Annotated in this window: 16 protein-coding genes and 1 tRNA gene; 9 read left to right on the top strand and 8 right to left on the bottom strand. The window is 63.2% G+C overall.

From position 1 onward, the window contains the following. The first annotated feature begins 213 nt into the window (after positions 1 to 213). A complete protein-coding gene (locus EOA13_RS00900; RefSeq protein WP_127288908.1) occupies positions 214 to 1,995 on the top strand; it encodes a glucan ABC transporter ATP-binding protein/ permease in 1,782 nt (593 codons plus the stop codon). A 180-nt stretch (positions 1,996 to 2,175) separates the two neighbouring features. Next, entirely contained in the window at positions 2,176 to 2,940 is a 765-nt protein-coding gene (locus EOA13_RS00895) for a heme ABC transporter permease (protein WP_127288906.1), read from the top strand. 25 nt (positions 2,941 to 2,965) lie between these two features. Here EOA13_RS00895 and EOA13_RS00890 read toward each other — a convergent pair whose 3' ends face one another. Beyond that, a complete protein-coding gene (locus EOA13_RS00890; protein WP_164779949.1) occupies positions 2,966 to 4,024 on the bottom strand; it encodes a D-TA family PLP-dependent enzyme in 1,059 nt (352 codons plus the stop codon). Between the two features lie 191 nt (positions 4,025 to 4,215). Between EOA13_RS00890 and EOA13_RS00885 the strand changes: the two genes are divergently transcribed. Next, positions 4,216 to 4,902, top strand: coding sequence for a D-lyxose/D-mannose family sugar isomerase (locus EOA13_RS00885; RefSeq protein WP_127288902.1), 687 nt, complete (start codon positions 4,216 to 4,218; stop codon positions 4,900 to 4,902). Between the two features lie 69 nt (positions 4,903 to 4,971). Here EOA13_RS00885 and EOA13_RS00880 read toward each other — a convergent pair whose 3' ends face one another. After that, the gene (locus tag EOA13_RS00880; protein ID WP_245490288.1) at positions 4,972 to 6,141 is read right to left on the bottom strand and encodes a L,D-transpeptidase; all 1,170 of its coding nucleotides are present in this window, start codon (positions 6,139 to 6,141) and stop codon (positions 4,972 to 4,974) included. A 133-nt stretch (positions 6,142 to 6,274) separates the two neighbouring features. Here EOA13_RS00880 and EOA13_RS00875 point away from each other — a divergent pair, with 133 nt between their 5' ends. Beyond that, positions 6,275 to 6,496, top strand: a complete 222-nt coding sequence (locus EOA13_RS00875) for a hypothetical protein (protein ID WP_127288900.1) — start codon at positions 6,275 to 6,277, stop codon at positions 6,494 to 6,496. Positions 6,497 to 6,595: 99 nt separating this feature from the next. Here EOA13_RS00875 and EOA13_RS00870 read toward each other — a convergent pair whose 3' ends face one another. The 4 genes from EOA13_RS00870 to EOA13_RS00855 all read right to left on the bottom strand — a co-directional run bounded on the left by EOA13_RS00870 (position 6,596) and on the right by EOA13_RS00855 (position 10,439). Continuing rightward, complete coding sequence (locus tag EOA13_RS00870) at positions 6,596 to 8,275, bottom strand: hypothetical protein (RefSeq protein ID WP_127288898.1); 1,680 nt, start codon at positions 8,273 to 8,275, stop codon at positions 6,596 to 6,598. Between the two features lie 115 nt (positions 8,276 to 8,390). Then, a complete protein-coding gene (locus EOA13_RS00865) occupies positions 8,391 to 9,041 on the bottom strand; it encodes a hypothetical protein (protein ID WP_127289399.1) in 651 nt (216 codons plus the stop codon). A 214-nt stretch (positions 9,042 to 9,255) separates the two neighbouring features. After that, a tRNA-Gln gene (locus EOA13_RS00860) sits at positions 9,256 to 9,329 on the bottom strand. Positions 9,330 to 9,506: 177 nt separating this feature from the next. Then, complete coding sequence (locus EOA13_RS00855; RefSeq protein WP_127288896.1) at positions 9,507 to 10,439, bottom strand: lysylphosphatidylglycerol synthase domain-containing protein; 933 nt, start codon at positions 10,437 to 10,439, stop codon at positions 9,507 to 9,509. 386 nt (positions 10,440 to 10,825) lie between these two features. On the opposite strand from EOA13_RS00855, the gene EOA13_RS00850 reads away from it, so the two are divergent. After that, a complete protein-coding gene (locus tag EOA13_RS00850; RefSeq protein ID WP_127288894.1) occupies positions 10,826 to 12,184 on the top strand; it encodes a Ppx/GppA phosphatase family protein in 1,359 nt (452 codons plus the stop codon). A gap of 229 nt (positions 12,185 to 12,413) precedes the next feature. Further along, the gene (locus tag EOA13_RS00840) at positions 12,414 to 13,211 is read left to right on the top strand and encodes an RlmE family RNA methyltransferase (RefSeq protein WP_127288892.1); all 798 of its coding nucleotides are present in this window, start codon (positions 12,414 to 12,416) and stop codon (positions 13,209 to 13,211) included. A gap of 11 nt (positions 13,212 to 13,222) precedes the next feature. On the opposite strand, the gene EOA13_RS00835 is transcribed toward EOA13_RS00840, so the two are convergent. Then, complete coding sequence (locus EOA13_RS00835) at positions 13,223 to 14,644, bottom strand: MFS transporter (RefSeq protein WP_127289397.1); 1,422 nt, start codon at positions 14,642 to 14,644, stop codon at positions 13,223 to 13,225. Positions 14,645 to 14,949: 305 nt separating this feature from the next. Here EOA13_RS00835 and guaB point away from each other — a divergent pair, with 305 nt between their 5' ends. From guaB to EOA13_RS00820, 3 genes are read left to right on the top strand one after another with little or no spacing between them, the layout of a single operon-like run. Next, complete coding sequence (guaB, locus tag EOA13_RS00830) at positions 14,950 to 16,452, top strand: IMP dehydrogenase (RefSeq protein ID WP_127258107.1); 1,503 nt, start codon at positions 14,950 to 14,952, stop codon at positions 16,450 to 16,452. Then, positions 16,403 to 17,026, top strand: a complete 624-nt coding sequence (locus tag EOA13_RS00825; RefSeq protein WP_127288890.1) for a hypothetical protein — start codon at positions 16,403 to 16,405, stop codon at positions 17,024 to 17,026. The genes guaB and EOA13_RS00825 overlap by 50 nt, the downstream gene beginning before the upstream one ends. Before the next feature lie 37 nt (positions 17,027 to 17,063). After that, positions 17,064 to 17,483 (top strand): MAPEG family protein, encoded by a 420-nt coding sequence (locus tag EOA13_RS00820; RefSeq protein ID WP_127288888.1) that lies wholly within the window; start codon positions 17,064 to 17,066, stop codon positions 17,481 to 17,483. A gap of 50 nt (positions 17,484 to 17,533) precedes the next feature. Here EOA13_RS00820 and rnd read toward each other — a convergent pair whose 3' ends face one another. Then, positions 17,534 to 18,685, bottom strand: coding sequence for a ribonuclease D (gene rnd, locus EOA13_RS00815; protein WP_127288886.1), 1,152 nt, complete (start codon positions 18,683 to 18,685; stop codon positions 17,534 to 17,536). Positions 18,686 to 18,712: the final 27 nt, after the last annotated feature.

The raw sequence follows: 18,712 nt of genomic DNA, 5'->3' as shown, positions 1-18,712 counted from the left end.
GCAGCACTCGCCAACTGCCATGATTTCGCCGCATGCCTGACATTTTACCTGTCTTCTCAAACCGTTAGGTGATCACGGCAGATTTCGGAACGTCGCCATCTTTTGTTCGCTCTAAGGGAACTGAAGGGGTACACGGCCATTGTTTTGCGACGTATCAACCGGTACGAATAAAATGATGCAGTGCACAATAAACAGCGTGGCGGAGTAACTGGGGTGACCCTTCTGCAAATCTACTGGCGAGCTCTCGGTTATCTGGCCGCGGACAGGAAACGCGTTGCGTTGATCTGTTCGGCCAACGTGGCTCTCGCCATCGTAGCGCTTCTCGAGCCGATTATGTTCGGTCGCGTCATCGGCGCCATCTCCGAGCGTGGCTCTGTCTTCACCACGCTGGTCATGTGGGCCGGTCTCGGCGCCTTCAACATCGTTGCTTTCGTCATGGTGGCGCGCGGCGCTGACCGCTTCGCCCATGCTCGGCGCAGCGAAGTGCTGTGCCAGTCCTTCGAGCGTGTGATCACCATGCCGCTCGCCTGGCACCATCAGCACGGCACCTCCAATGCGCTGCACACGATGCTGCGCGCCGTCGAAACCCTGTTCAGCCTTTGGCTCGAATTCATGCGCCAGCATCTGTCCACGGCTGTCGCCCTCGTGCTGCTGGTTCCGACCGCGATCAGCATGGACCTGCGCATGTCGCTGGTGCTGCTTGGCCTCGGGCTGCTTTATGTCGGCATCGGCCGGATGGTCATGCGCCGCACCAAGGCGGGCCAGGCTGCGGTCGAGCGTCACTACCACAAGGTGTTCGCGCATGTGACCGACTCGGTCAGCAACGTTGCGGTGCTGCAGAGCTACAATCGCCTCGGCCACGAGGCCGATACGCTGCGCCGCTACGTCAAGAACCTGCTCGACGCGCAGAACCCCGTGCTCGACTGGTGGGCGCTGGCCAATGCCTTGCACCGTCTGTCATCGGCAATCTCGATGCTGATCGTGTTGTCGATCGGCTCCTATCTCGTCACTCATGGTCAGTTGGGCGTCGGCGACGTCATTGCCTTCACCGGTTTTGCCACGATGCTGATCGCCCGCCTCGACCAGATGTCGGCTTTCGCCAACCAGATTTCCGAGGCCCGTGCCAAGCTCGAGGACTTCTACCACCTCGAGGACTCCGCGGCTGATGCCGCCGAGCCCGACGGCTTGCGCGATCTTGCCAACGTCACCGGCCATGTCCGCTTCGAGAATGTCGGCTTCGAATTCGCCAATTCCGGCCAAGGCATCGACGACGTGTCCTTCGAGGTGCAGGCGGGCCAGACCGTCGCCATTGTGGGCCCGACGGGCGCCGGCAAGACCACGCTCATCAACCTGCTGCAGCGTGTCTTCTCGCCGTCCCATGGCCGTATCCTGATCGACGGCATCGACACCCGTACCGTGACCCGCAAGTCGGTGCGCCATTCGATCGCCACCGTGTTCCAGGATGCCGGGCTGCTCAACCGCTCGATCGAGGACAACATCCGTGTTGGCCGCGCCGATGCAAGCAATGACGAGATCCATGCCGCCGCCAATGCGGCTGCCGCACAGGACTTCATCCTGTCCAAGAGCAATGGCTACGACACGGTGGTTGGCGAACGTGGCGGCCAGCTGTCGGGCGGCGAGCGTCAGCGCATCGCCATTGCCCGCGCCGTGCTGAAGGACGCACCGATCCTGGTGCTCGACGAGGCGACCAGCGCGCTGGACGTCGAGACCGAGGACCGCGTCAAGGAAGCGATCGACGAGTTGCGCCGCGACCGCACGACGTTCATCATCGCCCACCGCCTGACCACCGTTCGCGACGCCGATCTGGTCGTGTTCATGGACAAGGGCAGGGTGGTTGAGATGGGCGGCTTCACCGAGCTGTCGCTGCGCAATGGCCGCTTTGCCAGCCTGCTGCGCGCCGGCGGCCTGCTCAACGACGAGGAGGTTCGCCGCCTCAGCCGCACCGTGCTGCAACAGCAGGAAGCAGCCGCCTGAGCTTCTTTCTTCTACCTCCCCCTTGTGGGGAGGACCGTAGGTCCGGGTGGGGTAAGGGCGCCATCGCCGCTCCCTCACCCCGCTGCTTCGCAGCGACCCTCCCCACAAGGGGAGGGTAAGAAGACCTGCGACACCACCGCTCGATTGCCCCGAACGCCGCGGCGGTTTATGTAGAAACGCATGAGCGACACGACTTCACGCCTGACCGGCTGGATGGATCTCGCCAACCCGACGCGCTTCGTCGGGCTGGCGGACAAGGTCGTGCCGTGGCTGGCCACGATCGCCACACTCATCCTCGCCGTCGGGCTCTATATGAGCTTCGCCGCGCCTGAGGATTTCCAGCAGGGCATAACCGTCCGCATCATGTACATCCACGTGCCTTTCGCCTGGCTCGCCATGATGTGCTACACGCTGATGGCGGTTTCCGCACTCGGCACGCTCGTCTGGCGGCATCCGCTGGCCGATGTCGCGCTGAAATCAGCCGCACCCATCGGCGCCGTCTTCACCGCGCTGGCGCTGATCACCGGTTCGATCTGGGGTAAGCCGATGTGGGGTACCTGGTGGGTCTGGGATGCGCGTCTGACCTCGGTGTTCGTGCTGTTCCTGATGTATCTCGGCATCATCGCACTGACCCGCGCGCTCGACGACGCCAGCCGCGCCGCCTGGGCCGCCGCCATCATCACGCTGGTCGGCTTCATAAACATCCCGATCATCAAATTCTCGGTCGACTGGTGGAACACGCTGCATCAGCCAGCCGCGGTGTTTCGCATGGGCGGCTCGACCATCGACCCCAGCCTGCTTTGGCCGCTTCTGGTGATGGCGCTCGGCTTCACCGTGCTGTTCTTCGCGCTGCACCTGATGGCGATGCGCACCGAAATCCGCCGCCGCAGGGTGATTGTCATGCGCAGGGTTGCGGCACGGCAGGCGGAACAGCCGCCGGCCTAGCTCAACTTAAGCTTGCAGAAACGTCTCACCCCATCCTTCCGCGCGCCGCCACCGGCAACGTCTCCAGCACCTTGTCGCCGTCGACCAGATTGACCTCGTTGAACAAATTGGTGACGACGCAGCAATGGTCGGGCACGACACGCACGCGCTCGCCGATGCGCAGCTTGCCGTCGCCCGAAAGCGTGACGGTGCCGTGCTCCTCGCTCAGGCCCGTCACCCGCGCTCCCGACACGCCGAGCAACTCGCCGAAATCGGCGAAACCCAGCGTGTCGCTGGACAGCGCCTTGCTGCCGGCATCGAGGATAGCGCGCGTCGCTGTGGGATGGCTGACCACCGTCGACAGCACCGTCAGCGCGCAGTCGTCGAGGCCGCCGACGCCTTTGGCGACTTGATAGCGGTCGAGATAGATGTAGGTGCCTGGACGATACTCCGTGACAACAGATGTATCGTTGGAGCGCCACATATCCGGCGTGCCGCCGCTGGAGATGCGTTCGCAGGCGAGGCCCGATGCGGCAAGTGCCTGCTTGGCCTCGGTGAGCCAGGCTTCGGCCTCCGCTGCCCGCCCTGCGGCCGGGTAGGTCATCAGTCCGCCGAAGGCGAGGCCACCGGCTCTGTCGATCTGTCTTGCCAGCGCAACCGCTTCATCAGCCGACTGCACGCCGCAGCGGCCCATGCCGGTGTCGCATTCGACCAGCACCTGCAAGCGATGACCGGCATCGGTGAAGGTGGTTGCCAGCCCTTCGAGCGTCTCCATGCTGTCCGCTGTCACCGACAGGGTGACGCGCCCGTGCAGCCCCAGAAGCCGTTCCAGCTTGGCGCGCCCAAGGATGTTGTAGGGAAGAAAAATATCGGTCAGCCCGGCATCCGCCATCACCTCGGCCTCGCCAATCTTCTGGCAGGTGATGCCGACGGCGCCGGCCGCCACCTGCTTCTTCGCCCAGTAGGGCAATTTGTGCGTCTTGATATGCGGCCTGAGCTTCAGCCCGTTCTTGTCGGCATGCGCCTGGGCGCGGGCAATGTTGGCTTCCGCGCGCGCGGCGTCGATCAGGATGGATGGCGTATCGAGATCGTGAACGGTCGGCATCATCTTTCACCCCATGAGGAATCCGCGGGTTTTATGGCCCTGAAAATCCGTGATGTCACGCGGCCAGCGAAGCGGATCTGTGGTCCATGCGCCTAAGCGCAACGCCGGACAGGACGGCGAGATGGATCGACACCGCATCGACGTTCGGCTATGCGATTTGCCAGACAGATCGATACGAAGGGATCATGATCATGAAGCGCTCCGCCATCAACGACATCATCCGCGAAGCCGACGCTTTCATCCGCTCGTTCGGCTACATCATGCCGCCCTTCGCCTATTGGTCGCCGCAGGAGGCGAAGGCGCGCCAGATCGACTCGTCGGCGGTGTTCACCTCGCGGCTCGGCTGGGACATCACCGATTACGGCCAAGAGAAATTCAGGGAGCTCGGCCTGTTCCTGTTCACCGTTCGCAACGGCCGCTACGAGGACATGAAGAAGGGCATGGGCATGCTCTATGCCGAGAAGATCATGATCTCGCGCAAGGATCAGCTGTCGCCCATGCACCGCCACAACATCAAGGCCGAGGACATCATCAACCGTGGCGGCGGCAAGCTGGTGCTGGAACTGTTCATGCATGACCGCGACGGCGGCATTGATCCCAAGGCGGAGGTTTCGGTGCCGGTCGACGGAACCGTCCACAGGCTGCCTGCGGGCGGGCTCCTGAAGCTCGACCCGGGCCAGAGCGTCACGCTGCTGCCCGGCGTCTGGCATGCCTTCTGGGCCGAGGGCAAGGACGTGCTGATCGGCGAGGTCTCGACCGTCAATGACGATCTCACCGACAATGTGTTCCGCGAACCGATCGGCCGTTTTTCCAACATCGACGAAGACGTTGCCCCGATCCACCTTCTGGTGTCCGACTATGAGAAGTGGCTGGGGTAGGGGGCGCCGCCCCATGCCTTCGGTGACGCCAGCCCGACGATCGAAAGCGGGTTAGCCGGTAGCGCCTACCTACTGCGATCCTTGTTCGACCGATCCTGCCGCTTCGTCCTTGAAGACGACCTTTGTGCCTTTTTGCACTTCGGAGGCGAGGTCTTCGGCATCCCAGTTGGTCAGCCTGATGCAACCATGCGAGAAGGTCTTTCCGATCTTGCCTGGGTCCGGCGCCCCGTGAATGCCATAACTATCGATGGACAAATCGATCCAGACCGATCCCACCGGATTGTTTGGTCCGGCAGCGATCGTGAAGGGGCGCTTGGTCTTCACCCCCTTGAAGGCAAACTCCGGATCGTAGTGATAGGTTGGGTGGCGCACCACGCGTTTGACCTCTGCCTCGCCACTCGGCGCGGGCTTCTCCTGGCTCCCGATCGAGGCGGGGTACGTCGCAAGCACTTTGCCGGAAGGGTCGAGCACGCGAACCTGGCGAGCGCTCTTGTCGACCTCGACGTTCCCAATGTCTTGCGGCGGATCACCTCGGGCGACAGCTGGCACCAGCAGCTTTTGCCCCGCCTTTCTGAAGCCGATGCCGGGATTGAGCCGTTCAAGCAGCTGCTCGCTGATGTGGAAGCGCTCCGCCATCTTTTCCAAGGCATTGTGATAGGCGAGCCGGGGCAGGCGGGCCATCCTCTCCATGCGCGCCGGAATTCGCTTGGTGAACGGTCCACGCACATCCTTGCGCGTCAACTCGTAGGTCTCGAGCGCGGGGCGCGAGGAGGTCGCGACCAGCTTGTCCCATGTCTCGCGGGTAAGCTTGCCGTCGGCAGGCAATCCGTTGGCTGCTTGAAACGCACTGACTGCCCGGGTGAAGTTCTCTGCTTGGCGGCCGTCGATCAGGCCTGGCGAGAAGCGTGCACGATCCAGGAGGATTTGCGCCTTCAGCACGGTCGCACTGACGCCTTTCGCTTCGCTGCCGTCAAATTGGGCGTTGTTGACGGTGGCCGCGTCCAGTTTTGCCGCCGCCGTTGCGCCGCATGCCATGACGAGCATGGCGGCCGCGGCAAGAACGAGCCTGATCATGGAGGTCACACTCCTGTATGAGCACCTGCTTCTATGACGTCGCACGGCCGATCTGGTTCCATTCCCCTGCAGCTGAGTCCGGCTGCCGAGTGCGCCGCAGCGAAGCCGGATCAGGAGCACCCAGTGGGTAGTGCAGGTGCATTGTTGATAAGGGTCCGCCATCATCAAGATGGATGGCGACTCTCGTCAGCGCATGTGTTGGCTTCAAGCCGAAGCGCGGAGACCGGAGCGACAATGAATGGGCCAAGGTCCCATTGAGCGTCTGTCTCCATAGGCTCGGTGATCGAGGAGAGCCAGGATGCAATTTCCTGCCCAGAAGAACAAAAGACCGGCTCAACCTGCCGAGGATGAGCGCCAGGCACGGCTTGAGAAAACAGCCAGGCTCAAACAGCTTAGGTCCTACGCTTCCTGGCTTTCGTCTGACCCGAACGCCCAACTTCACGATGAAATAGACTGCTCCGTGCTGATCGAGGAAGGCGTGGAACGACGCGGCATGGAGCCTTGGCCCATCGGCAGGTGACACGACCGGGCGGCGAGGTTTCCACCGCCAACGACGATCGGCCGACAATTTGTTTGGCGAGCCGATCGGCCGCAACAGTGGCGACAGGCTGACTTCGCGTCAGTGACAGCAGCCTTGCTGCGCGCTCGTCCTGCACAGGCAGGACGAGGTGATCGGCACATCCGCCTTGGCCATCGCCGCGGCAAGGCTTGTCTGCAATATCGACAATTCATCAGTCTCGCCGCGCCGTTTCAGGCATTCCACCAGCCCGTGCAATGCCCAGACATTGTTCGGGTGCTGGGCGCAGCGCTGCACCGTGCCGCTCAGGCCCAGGTCGTCGCGATAGACCTGCTCGGCCTCTTGCGCATGGCTCTGGTCGAGAAGCAGCGCGGCCAGCGCATGGCGCGGCGGGTGCATCCACGCCCACGGCTCGGTGTAGGACAAATTGTCGTCAAGCTCGACCGCCTGCCGCAAATGGCCATACGCCTCCTCATGCCGGCCCTGGTGGTACGCCAGCTCGCCGTCGAGCAGGGCGGCACCGACAGCCAGCGAAGCCTGCGCCGGGTTGCTGAGGAAGCGCCGCTCGGGCGCAATGCCTTTCAGATGCCGATGGAATTCTTCGCGCTCGCGCTCGGCTTCAGCGAAATTCCCCAGCGTCGCTTGCGCCACACCCTTGGCGTAGTGCTGCATGGCCGCCGTCAGCACATAGAGGCCCGGCTCGTCGGTCACCGGTTCGTCGATGATCTCCTGCCAGCGGCCGAAGCGCACCTGCACATGCGATTTCATCGCATGGTAGCCTTCCACCGTCTGCGTGAGCTTGGGCCGGCCCTGGATGGCGACCACCTCGCGCGTGACCAGGCTGCGCACTCTGTCGGCGGCCCACAGTGCAGGCCGGTACTGGCCCGACAACATGCAGGTGAACATCATCAGGTGCAGATCGTGGCAGCAGCCCAGCAAATAGTAGGTCGGCTCGTCGGCATAGGCCAGATAGAGGTCGTTGGCGCGTACCGCCTTTTCGCTGGCAAGTTTTGCTTTCTCATACTCGCCGCACAGCACATAGATGTGCCCCGGCATGTGGTTCATGTGCCCGGCATCGGGGCACATGAAGCCGAGCAGATCCGCTGACCGCATGCCGCGCTCCGGCATGGTGGACATTTCCAGGAGATGGATGTGCAGGTGGACGATCGCCGGATGTTGTGCTGCGCCGGCCGCATCGGCAAGCCGGATCGACCGCTCGCAGACGTCGAGCGCCTCGACGACATCGGAATTCGGCGCCGGCGCGCCGGTCTTGAGGTTCCACAGCCGCCGCACCGTGCGCATCATCAGCGCTTCGACCAGCAGTGCCATCACATCACGGTCGTCGGGAAAGTCCCTGTACACAAGCCGCATCGCGGCGGCATAGGCGTCATCCCACCGTTCGAATTCCGAGTGACCCACCCGGTGTGGCTTCTGGAAGCGGGCGGCCAGCGCCTCGATCAGCCGCTTCTCGACCTCACTGGCGGAAGCCGTATTGGCACGCGCAAGCTGGACATGCTCGAAGCAGCGCTTGGCCGCGCTGTCGGCCTCGGCCGCGCCATGCTCCTTCCAGGTCAGATTGTAGAAAGGGCCGGCGGCATAGGCGATGCCCCAATGGATCATCGGGCAGTGAGGATCCGTCTCCAGCGCCTTCTGAAAACACTTGATGCCTTCCTCATGGTTGAAGCCGTAGCACCAGTTGAGGCCAATATCGAACCAACGTTGGGTTTCTGTGGAGCGAGTGGAGATGGGGCGGCGGTAGGTGCCGAGGTCGAAGCGGTCCATGGGGTCTCACTCAAATCCTGTGGGGTGCGACCCAAGCTGTCGCAGAGTCCTCGCCATCGATGTGTGCCGAAATCCGCAGGCGTGGCAAACGCAACGAGTGCCATTGCGGCTTTGCTTACATATTTCCGCCACCTCCGGCTGGTCGTTTGGCCAGCGTTTCGTTCTGCCAGCCGGCCAGCTCAGGCAGGTCGTCAAGCCAACTTTTCTCGGTCACCAAGGCATCGCCGGCCTGCGGGTCAGCCTCGGTGGCGTTTTGAATGAGCCAGTCCATCCACTTCCGATAGGCAGCCGGGTCCAACTGGGGCGGCAACACCTTGGCCTTGGCCAGCATGCGTTTGCGGAAACTCACCTGCCTGCGGAGTTTCGTCGTCGTGAATTTGATGGCCTTGCCCTGGTATTCGACCGTCCAGCGCCCGTCGCCGTGGCTGGCGAGCCTGTCGATGGCGAAACCGACATCAACCGGTCTATCCCGCCACGGAAGCTCGATGGCATTCTTCCTCAGATCGAGTGCCCATCGCCTGTAGTCGGTCCCGGCACGCTGGGGCGGCAGTACACCAGCCTGTTCGAGCATCTTCCTGCGGAAGGTCGGCTGCTTCTTGAGCTGGCCTGTGGTCAGCTCGATGCGATGTCCACGGAATTCGACATGCCAGCGGATCCTCCCATTGCCGAAATACTTCACCAGCCTGTCGATGACGAACTCGTCATCGGAGAGCGTCAAGCAGCCCTCCTTGATGCTTTCGAAAATGTACTGGCTGTCAGTGAGCATGACGCGGCATTGTGCTGGAACCTTCATGAAGCTTAGCGAGTAGCACGCGCCGGCGGCAACGATCTTTTTTGCTCCGGGAATCTCGACCGGCTCAATTGCGGGAAACTGCGGGTAGCGCCCGTAGAAGCCCGGTACTGTGCGTAACTGACATAGCGATGCAGATGAAAACGATGCCAAATTGGCGTGCTAAATCTTTGGTTTGCTTGTGGGATTTTGGCTGGGGAACCTGGATTCGAACCAGGACTAACGGAGTCAGAGTCCGTGGGTCTACCGTTAACCTATTCCCCAGCAGGCGCGGTCATGAACCGTGCGGGCCGAGCGGCCGAGCCGCTGTGAGCGCTGCCTTGTAGCCGCCAGCGGAAAATAGTCAAGCCTGCTCTGCAGTTCAATCGCTACGTTTCGTCAGTCGGTTTCGGGCGCCACGTTGCGGACGGACTCCGCAGGCCCGACTTCAATCCTGCGTCCTCAAGTCTCCGTCCGGCTGAACTGAGAGCGTTCGAAGAACAGCACGATGCCCAGGCCCAGAATCAGCGGGATGATGAGATAAAACAGCCGGAACACCAGCAGCGCCGCCAGCACGCCGACCGGTTCCATGTCGGACAGGCCGGCGAGAAACACCACCTCGAACACGCCGAGGCCGCCCGGCGCGTGCGAGATCTGCGCGATCGAGAAGGAGACGAGGAAGACGCCCAGCACGACGAAATAGCCGGGATTGTGGGCTGCGGGCAGGGCAAAGAAGATGATCGCGGCGGCCGCCAGCAGTTCGATCGGGCCGATCAGCAGCTGTCGCGCGACGATCGGCAGAGCCGGATAGTGCAGCTGAAAACTGGCGATCTTCAGCGGCCGCAGATGCAGCCAGCTGCCGAAAATGTAGGCGGCGACGAGGATCAGCATGGCGATGCCGGCCGCCTCCGAAAGGCCGTGATGGGCAATGCCGGAAAACCGGTCGAGTATCTCAGGCTCGAAGACAAGCACGAGGCCGGAAACGAGAATCGTCGACAGCACGAAGGTGATCCAGCAGACCGCCACCAGCACGCCGACATCCTGCCCGGTCAGGCCCCTGGTGCCGTAGGCGCGGTAACGGATGACGGCGCCGGAAAATACCGATCCGCCGATGTTGTGCGACAGCGCATAGGTGGTGAAGGAGCAGAGCGTGACGAACAGCCATGACACTTTCTTGCCGATGTGCAGGAGCGCGATGTGGTCGTAGCCGGCGAGCGAGGCATAGGCGATGACCGAACACAGGGCGGCGAGTATCCAGCCGCGGGCTGGGATGGCAGCGATGCCGTCCCAGACATCGTCGAGCGAAATGCCGCGCAGTTCATGCCAGAGCAGCAGCAGCGAGAAGATCACCGCCGCGATACCGACGACCGGCCAGAAATAGCGTCTCCAGTTCATTGCCTGCCAATTCATTGCCGGAATGCCATGCGTTGCGGGTCCGCTTCCTTTTTCGTGGCTGGTGGGAGGCCGGCTTTGCCGGATTCTTCCGATCATTTCAGAAATGCCTCATCGAAGCCGGCTATTCAACCGCGAACCCTTGTCGCAGCGGCGGCCGGCAAGATTTGTCCGTCGTGAGCGGCCGAAAGAGATGCCGGCAGGCGTAGCGCCGGCATCTGCGGCGTGCGGGTTCATTACGCGGCCGCACCGGAACGGCGGCCTGCCGGCAAAATTCGGCACGCGGCTCTTGGTGATCGGGCGCGGCGCTGTTAGTCTGGCGGCAACTTAAAACACTGAAGCGCCTGCTGCGTCCATCATAGGTTCGCGCGGCGCCGGAAGGAACGACAGTGGAAGACCACGACACCGGCGCCGGCGCGCCGGAGGTGGGCGTGTCCAGCGCTTCCCAGCGGTCGGCTGGCCCGGGGAATGCAAGCTGGCAGCAACGCCGCCCGACGGAGCTCCGCTCCGCGGACGGGCAGGCGGGCGACGCACCCCACAAAGGCAAGCCCAAGAAGCGGCGCAAGCGAAGGCGCGGGCGCAAGGTTTTTGCGCGCGACGAGGCACGTCCCACGGAGAATCGATCGCCGGCGCCGGGCAAAACCGGTGTCCCGGCGGCGGAGTCCCACAGACCGGCGGAATCGGTGGCCTCGCCCGCCGCTGTAGTGCCACGGCCGGAACAGAGCGCCCGTCGGCCGCCGGTCCAGGAGCTTCCGGTGTTTGCGGCTCTTGACCTCGGCACCAACAATTGCCGGCTGCTGGTCGCCGTGCCGACGCGGCATGGCCAGTTCCGCGTCATCGACGCTTTTTCTCGCATCGTCCGGCTGGGCGAGGGGCTCACCGCCAATGGCCGGCTCGGCCAGCCGGCGATGGACCGCGCGGTCGAGGCGCTGAAAATTTGCGGCGACAAATTGCGCAACCGCAAGATCAGAAAAGCCCGGTTGATTGCTACCGAAGCCTGCCGCACGGCCGAAAACGGCGTCGAGTTCATCGACCGTGTCGAACGCGAGGCCGGCCTGAAGCTTGAGATCATCGACCGCCAGACCGAGGCGCGGCTTGCGGTGTCCGGCTGCGGCTCGCTGGTCGAGCGCGACACCCAAGGCGTCGTCCTGTTCGATATTGGCGGTGGTTCGTCGGAAATCGCGCTCATCGATCTCGCCGGCCGCCGTTCGCCAAGGCTGGCCAATCATATCGTGTCGTGGACGTCGCTGCCGGTCGGCGTCGTCTCGCTGGCCGAGCGCTTTGGCGGTCGCACGGTGACGCGCGAGATCTTTGCCGCCATGGTCGACGACGTTGCCGGCCGGCTGGCCAGCTTCGACGGTCGCGATCGGCTGAGCCATCTCAAGGCCAGCCCGAATTTCCATCTGCTGGGCACGTCCGGAACCGTGACGACGCTGGCCGGCGTTCACCTTGAGCTCGAGCGCTACGATCGCCGCCGTGTCGATGGGCTGTGGATGGACCGCGACAGCGTCGATCGCATGGTCGAAAGACTGGTTGGCTGGGATTTCCAGCAGCGCTGCGCCAACCCTTGCATCGGTGCCGATCGCGCCGACCTGGTGCTGGCCGGCTGTGCTATCCTCGAGGCGATCCGCGCCGTGTGGCCGTCCGAGCGGCTGCGAGTCGCCGATCGTGGCCTGCGCGAAGGTATTTTGAGCGAACTGATGGCCGATGATGGCGTCTGGCGCAACGATGGGCGTGGCAGAGCGTGAGCAGTCGACCCCCACTCCGTCGAGCTTCGCTCGACACCTCTCCCCCGATCGACGGGGGAGAGGAAAGGCGCGAGGACGCCGGCCTTGGCACCCTTCCTCTCCCTCCGGAGTGGGGAGAGGTGGCTCGGCGAAGCCGAGACGGAGTGGGGGAAGCCGTTCACGAAACGCGCAGACGTCGAAAAACGGCCACAACTCGGCGAGCTAGAAAACTCAGACAAGAAATCAAGCAATGACGAAGAAACCGGAAAAACCAGGGTCCGCCAGCATTCGTGTGCTGAAGACGCGGATCAAGAAGAAGAGCGGGCTGAAGGAATCGTCGCGCCGCTGGCTGCAGCGCCACATCAACGATCCCTATGTCCAGCGCTCCAAGGCTGACGGCTATCGCTCGCGCGCGGCCTACAAGCTGATCGAGATCGACGACAAGCATCATCTCCTGAAACCCGGCATGAAGGTGATCGATCTCGGCGCCGCCCCCGGCGGCTGGTGCCAGGTTGCCGCCGCGCGGACGAAATCGACGGCCGACAAGCCGCATGTCATCGGCATCGATTATCTCGAAATGGACGCCGTGCCCGGCGCGCCGGTGCTGTTGATGGATTTCCTCGATCCGCTGGCGCCGCAAAAGCTGGCCGAGGCGCTGGGTGGGGATCCGGACATCGTGCTGTCCGACATGGCGGCCCCGACCACCGGCCACAAGCGGACGGACCATATTCGCACCATGCATCTGTGCGAGGTGGCAGCCGATTTTGCGCTGTCGGTGCTGAAGCCGGGCGGGCATTTCCTCGCCAAGACTTTCCAGGGCGGCGCCGAAAACGAGTTGCTCTCCATGCTCAAGAAGAACTTCCGCTCCGTCCATCACGTCAAGCCGCCGGCGTCGCGGGATGAATCGGTCGAGCTCTATCTGCTGGCCAAGGATTTTAAAGGGCGAGAGGCCGGCCCGCCGCCAGGCGGATCGGAACGTCCAGTGGACGTTCCGAAGGACTCGAGCGCCCGGAGCCATAGCGAAGGGCCGGAGGACAACGAAACGTAAAGCCAGCCGCATCAATTGCTGGGTGGGCTCACCGTTTCCAGCGTCTTGGGTGTTGTCAGCCGGCCGTGACCGGAGATGGCGTTGCCGGCATCGGGTGCCAGCCGCATGAAAGACAACGATGCGGCGGCCGAAATCGCCGCGACGACGAAAAACGCTGTGTGGAAATCCGCCAGCGTCAGTGACCTGTCGTTCAGGCTTGTGGACACTTCCAGGATGCCGCCGGCCAGCGCCACGCCGAGCGCGACCGACAACTGCTGGAACACTGCTGTAATCGGCGTCGCCTTGCTGGTGTCTTCAGCCGAAACCTCGGCATAGGCGAGCGCATTGACGCCAGTGAAGAACATCGAGCGGATGAAGCCGCCGACGAGCAGCATGGCCAGCATCAAGAGATAAGGTGTGTCGGGTGTGAACAGGCCGTTGATGGCGATCGAGGCGGCGGCGACCAGCGAACCGACAACCAGAACGCGGCGGAAGCCGGCGACGCGGAAGATCAGCGCGGTGACGAATTTCATGCCGATGGCGCCGATTGCAGAGACGAAGGTGATCATGCCGGACTGGAACGGCGTCAGCCCAAAGCCGATCTGGAACATCAGCGGCAGCAGGAACGGCACAGCACCAATGCCGATGCGGAACAGTCCGCCGCCAAGCACCGAGGAGCGGAACACCTGGTTGCGGAACAGTTCGAGCGCCAGCAGCGGGTTTTTGGCGTGGCGCGCATGCAGCAGATAGAGCGCGCCCGATACGAGGCCGACCGCTACGGTGAGGACACCGATGATTGGCGGCAGATAGGGCAAGCTGACCACCGACAGGCCGAACACCACGCCGGATGCCGCCAGCCCGCTCAGCACGAAGCCGATGAAATCAAGTGGTGGGGTCTGCGCGGGTTCGGTCTCCGGCAGGAAACGCGTCGCCAGCCAGATGCCGATCAGACCGATCGGCACATTGATCAGGAAAATCCAGTGCCAGGTGAAGTAGGTGGTGATGAAGCCACCGACCGGCGGGCCGACCAACGGTCCGACCAGCGCCGGAACGGTCAGCCAGGACATCGCCGCGACGAGTTCGCTTTTCGGTGTCGCGCGCACCAGCACCAGCCGCCCGACGGGCGTCATCATGGCGCCGCCGATGCCTTGCAGGAAGCGCGACACCACGAAAGCCGGCAGCGAACCGGAGAGGGCGCAGGCGATCGACCCGACGATGAAGACGGCGATCGCGGCGCGAAAGATATTCTTGGCGCCGAAACGGTCTGCCATCCAGCCGCTGATCGGAATGAAGATCGCCAGCGATACCAGATAGGCAGTCAGCGCCAGCTTGAGCGCGATCGGGCTGGTGTAGATGTCGACGGCGATCGCCGGCAGCGATGTCGCGATGACGGTCGAATCCATGTTTTCCATGAAAAGGGCGACCGCCAGTATAAGTGGAATGGTGCGGTTCAAGGAACGCGTCCAGACTTGAATGTGCGTTGCCGGTTGCATGTCGGCCTTGAGGCGGGCGGTTATCATGCCTTCGCCGGGATGTCGCATTAATTTGCTGTCACTTTTGTGCGACCGGCAACCATAGGTCGCATCCTTCGCCGAAAAGTCACCTTTCCGGGAGCGCGAAATCATCGGCTTTTCATCGGCGCCGGGACGTGGTACCAGCCAGCGCCAATCCTGAAAGGGAAGAAACGAGTCGGCGCTGTCCATTCCGGTCCAGCGCTTTTTTGTATTCCCCCACCGCGTTTTATATCGAGGGACTGGCCATGGCAAAAATCATCGAAACGTCCACCGGCGCATTGGCGCTGACCTTTGACGACGTGCTGCTGCAGCCGGGTCATTCCGAGGTCATGCCTGGCGAGACCGATGTCCGCACCCGCATCGCCGGCGACATCGACCTCAACGTGCCGATCCTCTCGGCGGCGATGGACACCGTCACCGAGGCCAGGCTCGCCATCGCCATGGCCCAGGCCGGCGGCATTGGCGTCATCCACCGCAATTTCTCGCCGGCCGAACAGGCCGAGCAGGTGCGGCAGGTCAAGAAATTCGAATCCGGCATGGTGGTCAATCCCGTCACCATCGGCCCCGACGCGACGCTCGCCGACGCGCTGGGCCTGATGCGCAGCTATTCGATCTCGGGCATTCCGGTGGTCGAGAACGGCGGCAGCGGCGGTCACAAGATCGGACGGCTGATCGGCATCCTGACCAATCGCGACGTGCGCTTTGCGTCCGATCCGGCGCAGAAAGTCCATGAACTGATGACCCGTGACAACCTGATCACGGTCAAGGAGAATGTCGACCAGGACGAGGCCAAGCGGCTTCTGCATCAGCACCGCATCGAAAAACTGGTGGTCGTCGACAGGCAGGGCAATTGCGTCGGATTGATCACCGTCAAGGACATCGAGAAGTCGCAGCTCAACCCGCACGCCAGCAAGGACTCGCAGGGCCGCTTGCGTGCCGCCGCCGCCACCAGCGTTGGCGATGACGGTTTCGAGCGCGCCGAACGCCTCATCGATGCCGGCGTCGACCTTCTGGTGATCGACACCGCGCATGGCCACTCGCAGCGCGTGCTCGACGCTGTCACGCGGGCGAAAAAACTATCCAACTCGGTCCGCATCCTGGCCGGCAACGTCGCCACCGCCGCGGGCACGCAGGCGCTGATCGACGCCGGGGCGGACGCCGTCAAGGTCGGCATCGGTCCGGGTTCCATCTGCACCACCCGCATCGTTGCCGGCGTCGGCGTGCCGCAGCTTTCCGCCATCATGTCGGCTGTCGAGACGGCGCACAAATCCGGCGTCTCGGTGATCGCCGATGGCGGCATCAAATATTCCGGCGATCTCGCCAAGGCGCTGGCCGCCGGCGCCAGTGCCGCCATGATCGGCTCGCTGCTGGCCGGAACCGACGAAAGCCCTGGCGAGGTCTATCTGCACCAAGGCCGCTCCTTCAAGGCCTATCGCGGCATGGGCTCGGTTGGCGCCATGGCCCGCGGCTCCGCCGATCGCTACTTCCAGGCCGAGGTGCGCGACACGCTGAAACTGGTCCCTGAAGGCATCGAGGGGCAGGTACCCTACAAAGGACCTGTGTCCGGAGTGTTGCACCAGCTTGCAGGCGGGCTGAAAGCCGCTATGGGTTATGTTGGTGGCCGTGATCTTGCCGATTTCCGCGAGCGCGCCACTTTTGTGCGCATATCCAATGCCGGACTTCGTGAAAGCCACGCCCATGACGTCACGATTACCCGCGAAAGCCCGAACTATCCCGGCGGAGCCTGACCAGTACGGGCTCGGGCGGAACCTGACGGCAACGATCCTGCGGCTATCGCGCCACGCAGGCGCGCTCTGTTTCCTGTCAGTGGTGGTTTTCATCGCCATGACGGCTCTGGAATTCTTCTATTTCCGCCAGTTGAGCGGCGGCTTGCCGTCACTCGACATGCGCATTTTAGGGTTTACGCCGGACGAAGGCATGGCCTGGCTAACGGCGCTCGGCCGGCGCGGCGGCGAGATCATTCTCGTCTGGCATTATCTGACCTTCGATCTGTTGTTCCCGGCGCTGCTGTCGGTCACGCTGGTCAGCCTCATCCTGGCCGCCGGCCGGCGATTGAAGGCTTTCCGCGTGCTGCCGGCGCAGCTGCAGTCGATTTTCGCGTTGGTCCTGGTGCTTCCCTACACGCTTGCACATTACGTTCAGAACTTTGCGGTGGCGCGGCTTCTGTCCGATTTCCTGTCGGCCAACCCGGACTCGCTGTCTTTCGCCTCGGCGCTCACCGTTACCAAATTCGCGCTTTTCGCCATACCGGTGATCGTCATTGCCGCCTTCTGGCTGGCAGGCCAGAAACGCCAGGCCTGATGCCGCGCGGAAAGCACAGCCGGGTAGGGGACACTTCGTGAACCAGACCACGATCTTCTGGCCTGTTCTGGCGCATGTGCTGCTGATCTACATCGTCTACTGCGTGTTGGGTCGCCGCAGGTACGGCGCAGTCAGGTCAGGCGAGGCGAAACCCGGTCAGTTCAAGGTGCGTTCGACCGAGCCGGCCTCCAGCGTCACCGTTGCCGCCAATCTCACCAACCAGTTCGAATTGCCGGTGCTGTTCTATGTGCTGTGCCTGACGCTGCACCTGACCAACGGCGTCAACTATCTGACCCTGGCGCTGATGTGGATTTTCGTCGCGTCGCGCTATTTCCATGCCTGGGTTCACCTGACCAGCAACAATCTGCTGCTGCGCAGCCGGTCATTCTTCGTCAGTGCGGTGATTCTTCTGCTGGGATGGATCTGGTTCGCGCTGCACCTGCTCGGCGCGGTCTGAGCAGAGCAGCTCTCCCTTCCCCATTTGCGGGAGAAGGAAAGGACGCTCGTCTACAGATCGAACACCGCTATCTTGCGTTTGTCGAACTTGATGCCGATCTCGCCGCGCACCAGCTTGAGCGCGGCCTCGCCGAACACCGCGCGGCGCCAGCCCTGCAGGGCCGGTACGTCGGCTTCCTCGCCCTCGGCGGCGATACGGTCGATGTCGTCGCTGGAGGCCAGCACCTTCGAGGCGACGCCTTCCTTTTCGGCGACGATCCGCAGCAGCACCTTCAACAGTTCCGCCGCGGCGCTCGAGCCCTCGGGCGGCTGGAAACTCTTCGGCAATTTCGGCATCTGCTCCTTGGGCAAGGCAAGTGCGGTGTTGACCGCGCCGAGCAGCGCCGTCGCCGTCGACGAGCGCTCCCAGCCCTTCGGTGTCGTGCGCAGCTTGCCAAGGGCTGCCGTGTCGCGCGGCGCCTGCTGCGCCACCTCGTAGATCGCGTCGTCCTTGAGCACGCGGCCGCGCGGGACGTCGCGTTCGCGCGCCTCGCGCTCACGCCACGCCGCAACGCCCTGCACGATCGCCAATTCCTGCGGTTTGCGCAGCCGCATCTTCAGCCGCTTCCAGGCGTCCTCGGGATGCGGATCATAGGTTTCGCGCGAGGTCAGCACCTCCATCTCCTCGTTGAGCCAATGGGCGCGGTTTTCCCGCTCCAATTCGGCGCTGAGGTGCTGATAGACCTCGATGAGATGCGTGACGTCGGCCAGCGCGTAGTCGAGCTGCTTGTCGGAAAGCGGCCGGTGGCGCCAGTCGGTGAAGCGCGACGACTTGTCGAGCCGCGCCCCGGTGATCCGCTGCACGAGCTGATCGTAGGAAACGCTGTCGCCGAAGCCGCAGACCATCGCCGCCACTTGCGTGTCGAACACCGGATGCGGAACCAGATCGCCGAGATGGACGATGATTTCGATGTCCTGCCGCGCGGCGTGGAAGACTTTGACCACCGCCTCGTTGGCCATCAGATGGAAGAACGGCTTCAGGTCGATATCGGGCGCCAGCGGATCGATCAGCGCCGTCACGCCAGGGGCGGCCATCTGGATCAGGCACAGGATCGGCCAAAACGTCGTTTCTCGAATGAATTCGGTGTCGACGGTGACGAAATCCGACTTTTCGAAAGCGGCGAGAACGGTCTCGAGTTCTTTCTGGGTGGTGATGACGTGCATCAAATCGCTTTTGGCAGGAGTAAGGTC

This window comes from Mesorhizobium sp. M7A.F.Ca.US.011.01.1.1 (genome assembly GCF_003998295.1).
Classification (GTDB): Bacteria; Pseudomonadota; Alphaproteobacteria; order Rhizobiales; family Rhizobiaceae; genus Mesorhizobium.
This window is presented reverse-complemented; position numbering and strand designations above follow the sequence as displayed.